This is a genomic window from Stutzerimonas stutzeri (genome assembly GCF_024448695.1).
GTDB classification, from domain to species: domain Bacteria; phylum Pseudomonadota; class Gammaproteobacteria; order Pseudomonadales; family Pseudomonadaceae; genus Stutzerimonas; species Stutzerimonas stutzeri_T.
This window is the reverse complement of sequence record NZ_JAMOHY010000001.1, coordinates 436,797-452,050: the sequence shown is the minus strand read 5'-3', so window position 1 is coordinate 452,050 and position 15,254 is coordinate 436,797. Positions and strand designations below refer to the sequence as shown.

At 61.1% G+C, this 15,254-nt stretch carries 8 protein-coding genes; 4 read left to right on the top strand and 4 right to left on the bottom strand.

The window, feature by feature from the left end:
* Positions 1-170 precede the first annotated feature (170 nt).
* Positions 171-1,949 carry an acyl-CoA dehydrogenase C-terminal domain-containing protein gene (locus tag NAV32_RS02120; RefSeq protein ID WP_256051134.1) on the top strand — a complete coding sequence of 593 codons (1,779 nt, stop codon included), beginning with the start codon at positions 171-173 and terminating at the stop codon, positions 1,947-1,949.
* A 375-nt stretch (positions 1,950-2,324) separates the two neighbouring features.
* Here NAV32_RS02120 and msrA read toward each other — a convergent pair whose 3' ends face one another.
* Positions 2,325-3,005: a peptide-methionine (S)-S-oxide reductase MsrA gene (gene msrA, locus NAV32_RS02115; protein WP_256051133.1), complete on the bottom strand. Its 681-nt coding sequence runs from the start codon at positions 3,003-3,005 to the stop codon at positions 2,325-2,327.
* 154 nt (positions 3,006-3,159) lie between these two features.
* Positions 3,160-5,826: a sensor domain-containing protein gene (locus NAV32_RS02110; protein WP_256051132.1), complete on the bottom strand. Its 2,667-nt coding sequence runs from the start codon at positions 5,824-5,826 to the stop codon at positions 3,160-3,162.
* Between the two features lie 108 nt (positions 5,827-5,934).
* Between NAV32_RS02110 and NAV32_RS02105 the strand changes: the two genes are divergently transcribed.
* Positions 5,935-6,459 (top strand): hypothetical protein, encoded by a 525-nt coding sequence (locus NAV32_RS02105; protein ID WP_256051131.1) that lies wholly within the window; start codon positions 5,935-5,937, stop codon positions 6,457-6,459.
* Between the two features lie 236 nt (positions 6,460-6,695).
* Here the strand turns inward: NAV32_RS02105 and aceF are convergent, their stop codons facing one another.
* Together aceF and aceE are read right to left on the bottom strand one after the other, a co-directional pair.
* A complete protein-coding gene (gene aceF, locus NAV32_RS02100; protein WP_256051130.1) occupies positions 6,696-8,381 on the bottom strand; it encodes a dihydrolipoyllysine-residue acetyltransferase in 1,686 nt (561 codons plus the stop codon).
* Positions 8,382-8,408: 27 nt separating this feature from the next.
* Entirely contained in the window at positions 8,409-11,054 is a 2,646-nt protein-coding gene (gene aceE / locus NAV32_RS02095; protein ID WP_256051129.1) for a pyruvate dehydrogenase (acetyl-transferring), homodimeric type, read from the bottom strand.
* Between the two features lie 275 nt (positions 11,055-11,329).
* On the opposite strand from aceE, the gene glnE reads away from it, so the two are divergent.
* Together glnE and NAV32_RS02085 are read left to right on the top strand one after the other, a co-directional pair.
* The gene (gene glnE, locus NAV32_RS02090) at positions 11,330-14,275 is read left to right on the top strand and encodes a bifunctional [glutamate--ammonia ligase]-adenylyl-L-tyrosine phosphorylase/[glutamate--ammonia-ligase] adenylyltransferase (RefSeq protein WP_256051128.1); all 2,946 of its coding nucleotides are present in this window, start codon (positions 11,330-11,332) and stop codon (positions 14,273-14,275) included.
* A gap of 48 nt (positions 14,276-14,323) precedes the next feature.
* Entirely contained in the window at positions 14,324-15,247 is a 924-nt protein-coding gene (locus NAV32_RS02085; RefSeq protein WP_256051127.1) for a branched-chain amino acid transaminase, read from the top strand.
* Positions 15,248-15,254: the final 7 nt, after the last annotated feature.

Sequence of the window (15,254 nt, the reverse complement as noted above, 5' to 3'; positions counted from 1 at the left end):
TGACCATAGATTTTTATGGCGCGAGATTTGTGTTGGCTGCGTCCTTGTGCAGTGCCTGGACGAGAACCCTTCAGTCATAAAAAGACGCTTCGGGCGCTTGTAGGCGTCAGTTAGACTCGCTAAAACCTGCGGCCAACCGGCCGGGTGACATGTTTCTGCGAGGTCTCTCCATGGCTGATTACAAAGCACCGCTGCGCGACATGCGTTTCGTCCTGAATGAAGTCTTCGATGCTCCGGCGCTCTGGCAGACGCTGCCCGCTCTGGCAGAAGTGGTCGACGCGCAAACCGCCGAGGCCATTCTCGAAGAGGCCGGCAAGATCACCGGCAACACCATCGCACCGCTCAATCGCAGCGGTGATGAAGAAGGTTGTCATTGGGACGAAGGTGCGGTCACTACGCCTGCCGGGTATCGCGAAGCTTACAGCCTGTATGCCGAAGGTGGCTGGGTGGGGGTCGGTGGCGATCCAGCTTACGGCGGTATGGGCATGCCCAAGGCGATCTCCGCTCAGGTCGAGGAGATGATGAACTCGGCGAGCCTGGCCTTCGGTCTCTATCCGATGCTGACATCCGGTGCCTGCCTGTCGATCTATGCCCATGCCAGTGAGGCACTGAAGCAGAAATATCTGCCCAGTATGTACAGCGGTGTATGGGCGGGGTCGATGTGTCTCACCGAGCCTCATGCCGGCACTGATCTGGGCATCATTCGCACCAAGGCCGAACCCCAGCCTGATGGCTCCTACAAGGTCAGCGGCACCAAGATATTCATCACCGGCGGCGAGCACGACCTCACCGAGAACATTATCCACCTGGTACTGGCCAAGCTGCCGGACGCACCGGCCGGCTCGCGTGGAATTTCACTGTTCCTGGTGCCCAAGGTGATGGTCAATGACGACGGTTCGCTGGGTGAGCGCAATTCGCTGTCCTGCGGCTCCATCGAGCACAAGATGGGTATCCAGGCATCGGCCACCTGTGTGATGAACTTCGACGGCGCCACCGGCTGGATGGTCGGTGAGCCGAACAAGGGCCTGGCGGCGATGTTCACCATGATGAACTACGAGCGCCTGGGGGTTGGTATCCAGGGCCTTGCGACGGGCGAGCGTTCCTATCAAAGCGCCATTGAATACGCCCGTGAGCGTATCCAGAGTCGTGCTCCCACCGGAGCGGTAGCGCCAGACAAGGCTGCCGATCCGATCATTGTGCATCCCGATGTGCGCCGCATGCTGCTGACCATGAAGGCGCTCAACGAAGGAGGGCGCGCATTCTCCAGCTACGTCGCGCTGCAGCTGGATATCGCAAAGTTCAGCGAGGATGCCCAGGCGCGTCAGCATGCTGAATCTCTGGTGGCTCTTCTAACGCCGGTGGCCAAGGCTTTCCTCACCGACATGGGACTGGAGACCACAATTCATGGCCAGCAGGTTTTCGGCGGTCACGGTTTCATTCGCGAGTGGGGCCAGGAGCAGTTGGTCCGCGACTGCCGCATCACGCAGATATACGAAGGCACCAACGGCATCCAGGCGCTGGACCTGCTGGGTCGCAAGGTAGTGGGCAGTGGCGGCGAGCTGTACCGGATATTCTCCGAGGAAATTCGCACCTACTGTTCCTCGGCTGGTGCGGAGCTGGCTGAATTCGTCACGCCGCTGAAAGCGGCGCTGTATACACTCGACGAGCTGACCGGCTTTGTCCTGGAGAGTGCGGAGAGCAATCCCAACGAGATTGGTGCGGCATCGGTCGAATACCTGCATGCCTTCGGATACACGGCTTACGCCTACATGTGGGCGCGCATGGCTGGCGCTGCCCTGGGCAAGGAGGATCAGGACGACTTCTACGCGAGCAAGCTGGGCACGGCACGCTTCTATTTTGCCCGACTGCTGCCACGCATCGACTCGCTCAGTGCTTCGGTGAAAGCCGGTAGCGACTCCCTGTATCTGCTTGACGCGGGCCAGTTTTAGAAACATCAAGGCACATTGAGATTAATTGGCCACCTTCGGGAACAATAAACCTTGGCATCCAGTCATAAATCGGTGCCATTTGTGGTGAATTACTTACAGGTTGGTTGTAAATCCACCCTGTAAGTAATGGCTTACAAGGCGCGGTGCGGTTGGCTACTACTGCGTCATGAAGGTCATAGGTAGTCTTCTGCCACTACGGACGCCGCGCAGGGAAGCGCAGACAACAATACGGATGCTCGCAGGAATGGCGCCAGGATGGCGCATATCAGGGATGTCGGATTCAGTCTGCAAAGGCCCCGCTACGGCGGGGTTTTCTTTATCCGCTTTTGCCAAAGCTGGCGCTGGTCATTCGAATCGGCACCTGCGATTCAACTATCAGGGGGCTGACTGTGGATCGATCCCCAGAGGCGGCATGCAGACTCCCGTACCACCAAGCCCGCAATAGCCGCCGGGGTTCTTGGCCAGATATTGCTGATGATATGACTCGGCGTAATAAAAGACTGGTGCTTCGGCGACCTCGGTCGTAATTGGGCCGAAGCCATGCTCATTCAACCGGGCCTGGAAGCATTCCTGAGAGCGTTTTGCCTGTGTCAGTTGTTCGCTGTCAAAACAGTAGATGGCAGAGCGGTACTGGGTGCCGATGTCGTTACCCTGACGCATGCCCTGGGTCGGGTTGTGGGCTTCCCAGAACAGCTTGAGCAGTTCGCGGTAAGTGATCTGTAGCGGATCAAAGACCACCAGCACGGCTTCCGTATGGCCGGTCAGGCCCGAGCAGACTTCCTCGTAGCTGGGATTGGGCGTGATGCCGCCGGCATAGCCTACAGCTGTCGTCCAGACACCCGGTTGTTGCCAGAAACGCCGCTCCGCACCCCAGAAACAACCCATGGCGAACACTGCCTGCTGCAAGTGTGCGGGAAACGGCGGCTGCAGTGGATTACCGTTAACGAAATGGGCAGCAGGAACCTGAACCGCAGTTGCGCGGCCTGGCAGGGCCTGTTCCGTCTCCGGTAGAGACTGTTTGTGAACCAGAATCTGTGAGTGTGAGCGCAGGGTCATGGCGATACTCGGTTTCAGGGCCCTGGTCGGCAGGGCGAATTTATTCGGCGACAGAATCGTGAAAGCCAAACGAGCCTTGTAGCGTGCCGCGTTCAACTGGCAGGCTTTCCCGAACACTGAAGCCTCTAAAGCCCGGCTGACGGCTGCTCCACTCTCAGGCCCAGCGCGGATAACGTCGCAGGGCTTCGATCAGCTGGGTGCCGGGAATCGGTTTGTCGAACAGATAACCCTGGCCGATATCACAGCGATGGTGGCGCAGGAAGGCCAGCTGTTCGGTGGTCTCGACACCCTCTGCAACCACCTGCAAACGCAGGTTGCGCGCCATGGCGATTACGGCCGAAGTGATCTCCATGTCGTCCTGATTGCCGGGAATGTCCTTGATGAAACTCCGGTCGATCTTGATCACGTCGATAGGGAATTTTTTCAGGTAGCTCAGCGACGAATAGCCGGTGCCGAAATCGTCCATCGCCAGCGTCACGCCAAGCGCCTTGAGGCCGAGCAGTTGCTGGCGTGTTTCTTCAGTGGCATCGAGCAGGAGACTTTCGGTCAGTTCCAGTTCCAGAAGCTCGGGTGGCAGTTGCTCTTCGCGCAGAATGGTGGCGATGGAGTTGACCAGGTCGGGATCGGCAAACTGTTTGGGCGACAGATTGATGGCGATCTGCAGTGTGCCAAGGCCCAGCGCCGCCAGTTGTACGCCTGTGCGGCAGGCCTCGCGGGCGACCCACTTGCCGATTGGGATGATAAGCCCGGTTTCTTCCGCAACCCCGATGAACTGATCGGGGCGGATCATGCCTTTTTCAGGGTGCTGCCAACGCAGCAGCGCTTCCAGGCCTTGCAATCTGCCCGTGCGCAAACACAGCTTGGGCTGGTAGAAAACTTCGAGCTCGTCCTGCGTCAGCGCGCGGCGCAGGTTGTTTTCCAGGAACAGCTTGTAGTTGGCCTCGGCGTGCAGCGCTTCGGTGAACACCTGCACCTGATTCTTGCCGTTTGCCTTGGCCTTGTGCAGGGCTTGCCCTGCATGCTTCATCAGTGTTTCCGGATCGTTGCCGTGCAGGGGAGAGCAGGCCAGGCCCAGCGAGCCACTGACGCTGATCAGCTGTTTATCGACGAACAGAGGCTTGTCGAGGGTGCTGAGCACCTGGTTGGCAAGACGTTGCCCTTCTTCCAGCCCCATATCGTCGAACAGCAGGGCAAACTCGTTGCTGGCGAAACGTGCGAGGACGCCGTCGCGGCTGAGGCCATTGCGCAGACGGCGGGCCAGGCTGCTCAGCAGCTTGTCGCCGGTCTGGTGGCCAAGGCTGTCGTTGATGCGTTTGAAATTGTCGATATCGACCAGCATCAGGCAGAGCCGGGGTTGCTTGCCGTTGGTGAAGCGCTCTTCAAGCCTGCCGATGAAGAAGGGGCGGTTGGCAAGGCTGGTCAGGTTGTCGGTATAAGCCAACCGCTCGATATGCTGCTGAGCCAGCTTGCTGTTCGTGATGTCTTCATAGATGCCGATGTAATGCGTCAGTTCGCCGCTTTCGGCGAACACCTTGGAGATCGACAGTTGCCCCCAATAGGGTTCCAGGTTCTTGCGGCGGCTGTGGAACTCGCCTTGCCAGCTGTTGTGCTGCGCCAGGGTGGAAGAGGTATCGAACAGCAGGCTGCTGAGGTTTTCCAGCGCCGTCAGTTCGGCCAGAGGGCGCCCCCGGACTTCATCTGCGGAAAACTGGGTGATGGAGGTAAAGCTCGGATTGACGTATTCGACGACACCCTCGCGATCAACCAGGATGAAGGCGCTCGCGCTCTGTTCGACCGCCCGCTGGAACAGGTGCAACGTATGGGTGGCGCTGAGTCGTTGCTGGTTGATCTGTACCTGCGCGTACTGATCGGCCAGTTCGCCGGCAAAAGCGATTTCATCGGGGTGCCAGACACGTTGATTGCCGGCGTTCTCCAGACAGAGTACGCCAGTCACCTCACCGCCTACCCGGATGGTCGCATCCAGGATGGAGGTGATTGCTCGGGGCTTGAAGAAGCTCTCGGCCAGCTCCTGGGTGCGTGGATCTTCGCGCACGTTCGTCACGTCAAGCGCACGTTCGCTGTGCAGCGCTTGCAGGTAACGAGGGTAGAGCGACATGTCCAGTGCCGACGGGTACTCGTGGCTGTCGTTGTCGCGCCGGTAGGCTGCGATAGCTTCCAGCCTGTTTCCATTCAGTTGCCAGATGGCGGCTCGGGCAACGCCGTAGGCTTCGCAGGCAGCCTGGGTGATCAGCTGTGCGGCTTCGAGCTGTGGATTGGACGAGCTGTAACGGTGCCGAGCCAGGCGGACGATCAGGTTCTGCTGCGCGCGCGAGCGGATCAGGTGCTCCAGGTGATGGTCCTGGGTCTGCTGGTGGAAATCCAGCACTGCTGTCGGTAGTGCCTGTGGCGCGGCAGCTTCGGAGGTTGTTGGCTGCTCGACGATCAGGTAGCCGCGTATCAGCTCTCGTCCGAATTGCTGACAGGTCTCGCCGATCTCCAGCATGTTCACCGGCCCGCCGGCGGCATGCAGGCGATAGCGGATGGAGTAATGACCGTGGCTGGCCAGCTGGGCCTGAACGATGTCGTGCAGGTGCAGGCGTACCGGAGGTTCCATCAGGCAGGCGTAGGGCGAGTCGATCAGTGAGCAAAGGTCCTCTGCAGATTGATCCAGATAGCGTTCGCAGGCCGGGTCGAGATACAGCAAGGCCCAGCTGGACTCGTTCAGACGCTCGAAACGCAGCATTCCCAGCCTTGAGGGCACTGGCAACTGCGTCACAACCTCGGTCGCCAAACGGCTGGCGGCATCGGTATGTATTTTCATCGAGCGGTTTGCTTCCAGTATGCTGCGGGAGTCTTCTGACCAGCTGCGGCGTATGCGCCCCGAGGCGCTTGCGTGGCTGAATCCAATCAATGACGGCAAGGGTGCATCATGCAGCAGGGACTGACAAGTCGGCTTTCGAAGTTACTGGTTCTCGCGGTTTTCCTGGGCATCGGCATTCCCTTGCAGGCGGCTGAAACCAATACGCTGAGTTCCGACGAGCCGGGGAAATACCTGACAGAACTCAAGGCCCTCTATCTGACCGCTGACGAGCGCACAGCACTGCTTGCCCATGGCAATGCCCTGCTTGAAACCTATGGGCTGCGGGCGGCCTATCAGGTGGGTCAGGCCAATCCGCAGGATCTGCGCTATCAGCTGGAAGCCGGCGCGCCGGGCGAACTGCGCATTCGTGAAGAGCGGCGCGATGAGTCCGGCAAGATGGCAGTGCGCAACCGCAGTTTTTCGGTATTCGGAATGGACCCCTATGTGCAGTATCAATGCCCGCCGCAGGGGGTTATCTGCACATTCGCCCGACCGGGCGGCGAGCCCTGGCTGACCATCCTGCGTGACCCCAAAGGCGCCGAAGAGCTGGCCAAGGCCCTGTCCTTCCTGTTCCGCAATCTGCAGAAGGGTTGACCAGTATTCCGGCTTTGGAAACCCGTATTACGCCTTCGGCTAATACAGGCTACAAAATATGGGGCGCTGTGCAGTTACGTGGATTCGTAGGATGGAATCGCCGAAGGCGCTTCCGTCAATAACACCGCAGTCGCAGGGTCACGCTTCACCGACCCGACAGGCGAGTCAACAGGGGCATAAACCAAAAAAACGCCGCATCCCGTGAGGGTATGCGGCGTTTTGTCTGGCTTTGACAGTTACAGCAGGATGGTACGAATGTCCGCCAGCAGCTCGGAGAGGCGCTTGGTGAAACGTGCCGCCGCCGCCCCGTTGATCACGCGGTGATCATAGGACAGCGATAGCGGCAGCATCAGGCGCGGCTCGAAGGCCGAGCCATCCCATACGGGCTGCATGGTCGCCTTGCTGACACCCAGAATCGCCACTTCCGGCGCGTTGACGATCGGCGTGAAGCCGGTGCCGCCAATGTGCCCGAGACTGGAAATGGTGAAGCAGGCGCCTTGCATTTCATCTGCCGAAAGCTTCTTGTTGCGCGCTTTCTCAGCCAGGGCCGCCGCTTCGCCGGCCAGTTGCAGCAGGCTCTTGCGGTCCACGTCACGAATCACCGGGACCATCAGGCCATCCGGCGTATCCACGGCAAAGCCGATATGCACGTACTTCTTGCGGATCAGCGCCTTGCCGCTCGGCGCCAGCGAACTGTTGAAGTCCGGCAGCTCCCTGAGCAGGTGCGCGCAAGCCTTGAGCAGCAGCGGCAGTACGGTGAGTTTGACTCCGGCCTTTTCCGCCACGGCCTTCTGCGCGGTGCGGAAGGCTTCCAGCTCGGTGATGTCGGCTGACTCGAACTGGGTCACGTGCGGCACGTTGAGCCAGCTGCGATGCAGATTGGCAGCGCCGACCTGCATCAGGCGCGTCATCGGCACTTCTTCGATTTCACCGAAACGGCTGAAGTCCACGGTCGGGATTGGCGGAATGCCTGCACCGCCAGTCGCTTCTCCGGTGTCCTTGCGCTGCTGCAGCATGGTCTTGACGTAAGCCTGGACGTCTTCCTTGAGGATACGACCTTTGGGGCCTGTGCCCTTGACCTCGGCCAGTTCAACACCAAGCTCGCGTGCGGTCAGACGTACCGACGGACCGGCATGAACCCTGGCGCCGGCCTTGCTTGGCCCGCTGACCACGGGTGGCGCCTTGGTGGCGGCTTCGGCCTCCGGCACGCCCTGCTTGTTCGGCGCAAGAGACTGCTGCGGAACGGCTTCCTCGGGCGCATCGGCCTTTTTGGCTTCTGCGGCCTGCGGTTTAGCCTTGGCTGGCGCTGCGCCGGCCACCTTCAATCGCAGGATCAGGTCGCCAGTCTTGGCCTGGTCGCCAACCTTGATTTCCAGGCTTTCAACAACGCCGGCCTTGGGTGCCGGGATTTCCATGCTGGCCTTGTCGGATTCCAGGGTGATCAGCGATTGCTCTGCCTCCACCGTGTCGCCGACCTTGACCATCACCTCGATGACGCCCGCGGTGCCGCTGGAACCGATGTCCGGGACCCGTACCTCTTCCACGCTGTCGCCAGCAGGTGCTTCGGCGGAGGCCGAAGGGGCGTCATCGCCGGGGGCTGTTGATGCTTCGGTTTCATCCGCGGCGCCGCCAGTGGCCGCGCCTGCTGGCTCGGCAGTTGCTTCGGCTGCCGGGCCAGGTTCTTCGGCGCCTTCGCTTTCCAGCTCCAGCAGTTCGTCGCCTTCCTTCAGACGGTCGCCCATCTTGACCTTCAGGCTTTTCACCACGCCGGCTTTCGGCGCGGGGATTTCCATGCTGGCCTTGTCCGACTCCAGCGTCAGGATGCTCTGGTCGGCTTCAATACGGTCGCCGACCTTGACGAACAATTCGATTACTTCACCCTCACCGCTGCCGATGTCGGGTACGCGTATGGTTTCACTCACGATAGGTTCTCCTGTGCGCACGCAGCATCAGCAATCCAGAGGATTGCGCTTCTCGGGGTCGATCCCGAACTCGACGATGGCCTCGGCCACCACCTTGCGCTCAATGGCGCCGCGATCGGCCAGCGCCTGCAGCGCGGCGACCGTGACCCAGCGGCGATCGACTTCGAAGAAATCACGCAGCTTGCGCCGCGAGTCGCTGCGACCGTAACCGTCGGTGCCCAGCACCTGGTATTCACGTGAAGGAACCCACTGGCGAATCTGGTCGGCGAACAGCTTCATGTAGTCGGTGGAGGCGATGACCGGACCTTCACGTCCTGCCAGGCACTGTTCGACATAGCTCTTGCGCGGCTCTTCCGTTGGGTGCAGGCGGTTCCAGTGATCCACTGCCAGGCCGTCGCGGCGCAGTTCGTTGAAGCTGGTAACGCTCCAGACATCGGCGCCCACACCCATCTTGGCGAGGATATCCACGGCGGCACGCACTTCCAGCAGGATGGTGCCCGAACCCATCAGCTGCACGCGGTGCTTGAAGTCGCCCTTGGCTTCTTCGAGCAGGTACATACCCCTGATAATGCCGTCCTCGACACCCTCTGGTATGGCCGGCTGCTGGTAGTTCTCGTTCATTACGGTGATGTAGTAGTAGACGCTCTTCTGCTGCTCCATCATCTCGTGCATGCCGTGATGCATGATCACCGCCAGCTCGTAGCCGTAGGTGGGGTCATAGCTGCGGCAGTTGGGAATGGTGCTGGCGAGGATGTGGCTGTGGCCGTCCTCATGCTGCAGGCCTTCGCCGTTCAGCGTGGTGCGCCCGGAGGTGCCGCCCAGAAGGAAGCCGCGCGTCTGCGCATCGCCCGCTGCCCAGGCCAGGTCGCCGATACGCTGGAAGCCGAACATCGAGTAGAAGATGTAGACCGGCAGCATCGGCTGGTTGTAGTTGCTGTAGGCGGTACCGGCGGCAATGAACGAGGAGAAGGCGCCGGCTTCGTTGAGGCCTTCCTGGAGGATCTGGCCGTTTTTCTCTTCGCGGTAGTACATCACCTGATCGCGGTCGACCGGCTCGTACAGCTGCCCAACAGGGGAGTAAATGCCCAGCTGGCGGAACATGCCTTCCATGCCGAAGGTGCGCGCCTCGTCGGCGAGGATCGGCACGATGCGCTTGCCCAGATCCTTGTCTTTGATCAGCTGCGAGAGAATTCGGCCAAAGGCCATAGTGGTGGAGATCTCGCGCTCACCAGAGCCGTCAAGCACGGCTTTCAGCGTTTCCAGCGGAGGCGTCGGAATGCTGAAGCTCTTGGGCCGGCGCTGAGGCAGCGAACCGCCGAGTTTTTCCCGACATTTGCGCAGGTAGCGCATTTCCACGCTGTCTTCGGCAGGGCGGTAGAAGGGCAGTTCTTCCAGCTGCGAGTCGTCGATCGGGATGTTGAAGCGATCGCGGAATTTCTTCAGGCTTTCGGTATCGACCTTCTTGGTGTTGTGGGCGATGTTCTTCGCCTCACCCGCACCGGTGCCGTAGCCTTTGATCGTGTGCGCAAGGATGACGGTGGGTTGGCCCTTGTGATTGACCGCCTGATGGTAGGCCGCATACACCTTGTAGGGGTCGTGGCCGCCCCGATTGAGGTTCCAGACTTCCTGGTCGGACAGCTTCTCGACGCGCTTGAGCAGCTCCGGGTCGGCGCCGAAGAAATGCTTGCGCACATAGGCGCCGTCGTTGGCTTTGTAGTTCTGGTATTCGCCATCGATGGCTTCGTCCATGCGGCGCTGCATGCGACCGTCATGGTCGGCGGCGAACAGTGGGTCCCACAGGCGTCCCCAGACGACCTTGACCACGTTCCAGTCGGCACCGCGGAAGTTGCCTTCCAGCTCCTGAATGATCTTGCCGTTGCCGCGTACCGGACCATCGAGGCGCTGCAGGTTGCAGTTGATGACGAAGATCAGGTTGTCGAGATTTTCACGCCCGGCCAGGGAAATCGCGCCGAGGGTTTCCGGCTCGTCGCACTCGCCGTCACCGATGAAGCACCACACGCGTTGCTTGCCGGCGGGAATGAAACCGCGGTTCTCCAGGTACTTCATGAAGCGTGCCTGGTAGATCGCCTGGATCGGACCCAGCCCCATGGATACCGTGGGGAATTGCCAGAAATCGGGCATCAGGTGCGGGTGCGGGTAGGACGACAGACCACCACCATCGACTTCCTGGCGGAAGTTGTTCATCTGGTCTTCGCTCAGGCGACCTTCGAGGAAGGCGCGCGCGTAGATGCCGGGCGAGGCGTGGCCCTGGTAATAGATCAGGTCGCCGCCGTGTTCTTCGTTGGGGGCCTGGAAGAAATAGTTGAAGCCGATGTCGTAGAGCGTCGCGCTGGAGGCGAAGGTGGAGATATGGCCGCCCAGGTCGGGGTCTTTGATGTTTGCGCGCATCACCATCGCCAGCGCGTTCCAGCGGACCAGTGAGCGGATGCGCCGCTCCATGAACAGGTCGCCGGGCATCAGCGCTTCGTGGGTGACTGGGATGGTGTTGCGGTAGGGCGTGGTGATGGCGTAGGGCAGCTGTGTGCCGGTACGGGTGGCGAGTTCACCCATCCGGGTCAACAGGTAGTGCGCTCGCTCTTCGCCTTCGTTATCGAGTACGGATTCGAGGGCGTCCAGCCATTCCTGGGTTTCGACGGGATCGAGATCTTGCATGGCTTGCTCCAGGGCGGAAAGGCTTCCAGAATCGGTTGCCTGCTTCGCTGCCGGCTTTGTGGGCCGGCGCGTATATGTTCTTGGATTTTGTGCCGGGGGTAGAGCCGGTTCCTGTAGTTTTACTACAAAACTGCGGTTGTTTCAGCCCCCTGCAACATTCTTTCGTAGTAAAACTACAATTGCGGCGATTCGGCCTGCCTGGCTGACTTCGACGCCAAGGCTCTGGCCTGGGTGTTTGCGCTGCCTGCAGCCGTTTTCGGCATTGAGGATGCTATATGAGTCTGCCATCACTGGTTGCATTGCCGACATCGCTATTGCCATTGGTCACTCGTGCCAGGGACTCGTTCCTCAACGCAGCGCGCGAGCTGTCGGCGCAAGCCGGGGAGGATTATGCGGCCTGGCCCACCGAGCGTCGCGAAGCATTTGAGCGGGTCTGCGCGTCCAGCGATTTTGTCACCGAACAGGTTAGCCGAGATCCGGAAATGTTGCTGCAGCTGGCCGGCTCGGGGCTGCTTGAGCGGCGTCTGCGCACGGGCGAGATGCACGCGGCGCTGAACACGGCGCTGGCCGACTGCACCGATGAAGCCGGGCTGGCAACGCTGCTCAGGCGTTTTCGCAATCGCCAGCAGGTGCGGATCATCTGGCGCGACCTGACCCGCCAGGCCGACCTTGCCGAGACCTGCGGCGATTTGTCCGACATGGCCGATACCTGTATCGATCTGGCGTATCGCTGGTTGTATGCGCGTCATTGCGAGCAGTTTGGTGTGCCCACCGGGCGCAGAAGTGGCCGCCCGCAACATCTGGTGGTGCTCGGCATGGGCAAGCTGGGCGCGCATGAACTCAATCTGTCATCGGATATCGATCTGATCTTCGGCTACCCGGAAGGCGGCGAAACCGTTGGCGCCCGCCGCTCGCTGGACAACCAGGAGTTTTTCGTCCGCCTCGGGCAGCGCCTGATCAAGGCGCTGGATGCGCCTACTGTCGATGGTTTCGTGTTCCGGGTGGACATGCGCCTGCGGCCCTATGGCTCATCCGGTGCGCTGGTGATGAGCTTCAATGCGCTGGAGCAGTATTACCAGGATCAGGGCCGTGACTGGGAGCGCTACGCGATGATCAAGGCGCGGGTGGTCGGCGGTGACCAGGAGGCCGGCAGGGAGTTGCTCGATATCCTGCGACCTTTTGTCTACCGGCGCTATCTGGATTTTTCCGCCATCGATGCGTTGCGCGGCATGAAGCAGCTGATCCAGCAGGAAGTGCGGCGCAAGGGTGTGGCGGCGAACATCAAGCTGGGTTCTGGCGGCATTCGCGAAGTGGAATTCATTGCCCAGGCGTTCCAGCTGATTCACGGTGGGCGCGACCTGAGCCTGCAACAGCGACCGCTGCTCAAGGTGCTGACGACCCTGGCAGGGCAGGGCTATATGCCTGCTGCCGCGGTCGAAGAGTTGCGCGAAGGCTACGAGTTTTTGCGCTACACCGAGCATGCGCTGCAGGCCATTGACGACCGTCAGACGCAGATGTTGCCGGATAACCGCACCGACTGCGACCGGGTAGCCTTCATTCTCGGCTTCGATAGCTGGGATGCGTTCCATGAGCGCCTGCTGCATTGGCGCAGCCGGGTCGACTGGCACTTCCGTCAGGTGATCGCCGACCCCGACGAGGACGAGCTTGCCGAGGGTGAAACGCTGGTTGGGGGCGAGTGGCTGCCGCTCTGGGAGCAGGACTGGGACGAGGAATTCGCCTGTCGCCAGTTGACCGATGCGGGATTTCGCGACGGTCAGGTCGCCTGCCAGCGGCTTGCCGCGCTGCGCAGCGCCAAGCAGGTGCGGACCATGCAGCGCCTGGGGCGTGAGCGCCTGGATGCTTTCATTCCCCGGCTGCTGGCGCAGGCGGTTGAGCAGGACGACCCGGATCTGGTGCTTGAGCGTGTGTTGCCGCTGATTGAGGCGGTGGCGCGGCGTTCGGCCTATCTGGTGCTGCTGACGGAAAATCCTGGGGCGCTGCAGCGATTGCTGGAGCTTTGTGCGGGCAGCCCCTGGATTGCCGAACAGATCGCCCGTTTTCCGCTGCTGCTCGATGAGTTGCTCAATGCCGGACGGCTGTTCCGGCCACCGCAGGCGCCGGAGCTGGCCGCCGAGTTGCGCGAGCGGCTGGTGCGCATTCCCGAGGACGATCTGGAGCAGCAGATGGAAGCGCTGCGCCACTTCAAGCTGGCGCACCGGCTGCGCGTGGCGGCTTCGGAGCTTGCCGGCACGCTGCCATTGATGAAAGTCAGCGATTACCTGACCTGGCTCTCCGAGGCGATCCTCAACGAAGTACTGGCGCTGGCCTGGCATCACACGGTGGCGCGCCATGGGCGTCCGCGGCGCGCTGACGGCGAGCTGTGCGACCCGGCCTTTATCGTGGTGGGTTATGGCAAGGTCGGCGGCATCGAGCTGGGCCACGGTTCCGACCTTGATCTGGTGTTCATTCATGATGGCGATTCGAATGCCGAAACCGATGGCGCCAAACCCATCGATGGCGCGCAGTTCTTCACCCGTCTGGGGCAGCGCATCATTCATTTGCTGACGGCCCAGACCACGTCCGGTCAGCTCTATGAAGTCGATATGCGCCTCAGGCCTTCCGGCGCTTCCGGGCTGCTGGTTGGCTCGTTGAGCGCCTTCGAGCGCTATCAGAGCGAGGAGGCCTGGACCTGGGAACACCAGGCGCTGGTGCGTGCGAGGGTGCTGGTCGGCTGCCCGCAACTGGCGCAGGACTTCGAGCGGGTGCGCGCCGCCGTGCTGGGGCGTGAGCGCGATCTTGCACAGCTGCGCAGTGAAGTCAGCGAGATGCGCGCGAAGATGCGCGACAACTTGGGCACCCGTGTGACGCAGGCCGGCATGGCGGGCAAGGCGTTCGAGCCAGACGGCGTCTTCAACCTCAAGCAAGACGCCGGTGGTATCGTGGATATCGAATTTATGGTGCAATACGCGGCTCTGGCGTGGTCGCACCAGCATCCGCAACTGCTGCGCTATACCGATAACATCCGCATTCTCGACGGGTTGGAGCAGGCCGGGTTGATGACCGGCGATGAGGTTCGGCTGCTGCAGGACGCCTACAAGGCCTACCGTGGCGCAGCTCACCGGCAATCACTGCAAAAACTGCCCGAAGTGGTGAGTGGGGACCAATTTCATGATGAGCGTCGCGCAGTCATGCGCATGTGGCGTGAGCTTGGGCTCAGCTGATTCTCGTCTGACAAACAGAGCATTTATCGAATTCTGAGGTGGCAACCAATGTCGATGGCCGATCGTGATGGCGTGATCTGGTATGACGGCGAACTGGTCGAATGGCGTAACGCGACCACTCATGTGCTGACCCACAGCCTGCATTACGGCATGGGCGTGTTCGAGGGCGTGCGCGCCTACAACACGCCGCAGGGCACGGCGATCTTCCGCCTGCAGGCGCACACCGACCGCCTGTTCGACTCCGCCCACATCATGGGCATGAAGATTCCCTACACCAAGGAAGAGATCAACGAGGCGACCCGCGCTGCGGTGCGCGAGAACAACCTGGAGACCGCCTACGTCCGTCCGCTGGTGTTCTACGGATCGGAAGGCATGGGCATCCGCGCCGACAACCTGAAAGTGCATGTGGTCGTCGCCGCGTGGCACTGGGGCGCCTACATGGGCGATGAGGCGCTGGAGAAGGGCATCAAGATCCGCACCAGTTCCTTCACCCGTCACCATGTCAACATCACCATGACCCGCGCCAAATCCAGCGGCAGCTACGTCAACTCGATGCTGGCGCTGCAGGAAGCAGTGTCTGCCGGCGCTGACGAAGCCCTGCTGCTCGATCCGGAAGGCTACGTGGCCGAGGGCTCGGGCGAGAACATCTTCATCATCAAGGACGGCGTGATCTACACCCCGGAAGTCACCGCCTGCCTGAACGGCATCACCCGTGGCACCGTGTTGGCGCTGGCCCGCGAGTTCGGTATCGAGATCGTCGAGAAGCGCATCACCCGCGACGAGGTCTATATTGCGGATGAGGCCTTCTTCACAGGCACCGCCGCCGAGGTCACTCCGATCCGCGAGCTGGATGGCCGCCAAATCGGCATCGGTCGTCGTGGCCCGATCACCGAAAAGCTGCAGAAAGCCTACTTCGATCTGGTCACCGGCAAGACCGATGCTCACGCCGAATGGCGGACGTTGGTCAAATAGGTCAGAG

Coding starts and splice junctions, on each gene's coding strand:
- aceE (WP_256051129.1), bottom strand. CDS start 11,054: ATGCAAGATCTCGATCCCGTCGAAACCCAGGAATGGCTGGACGCCCTC.
- NAV32_RS02120 (WP_256051134.1), top strand. CDS start 171: ATGGCTGATTACAAAGCACCGCTGCGCGACATGCGTTTCGTCCTGAAT.
- NAV32_RS02105 (WP_256051131.1), top strand. CDS start 5,935: ATGCAGCAGGGACTGACAAGTCGGCTTTCGAAGTTACTGGTTCTCGCG.
- NAV32_RS02085 (WP_256051127.1), top strand. CDS start 14,324: ATGTCGATGGCCGATCGTGATGGCGTGATCTGGTATGACGGCGAACTG.
- msrA (WP_256051133.1), bottom strand. CDS start 3,005: ATGACCCTGCGCTCACACTCACAGATTCTGGTTCACAAACAGTCTCTA.
- glnE (WP_256051128.1), top strand. CDS start 11,330: ATGAGTCTGCCATCACTGGTTGCATTGCCGACATCGCTATTGCCATTG.
- NAV32_RS02110 (WP_256051132.1), bottom strand. CDS start 5,826: ATGAAAATACATACCGATGCCGCCAGCCGTTTGGCGACCGAGGTTGTG.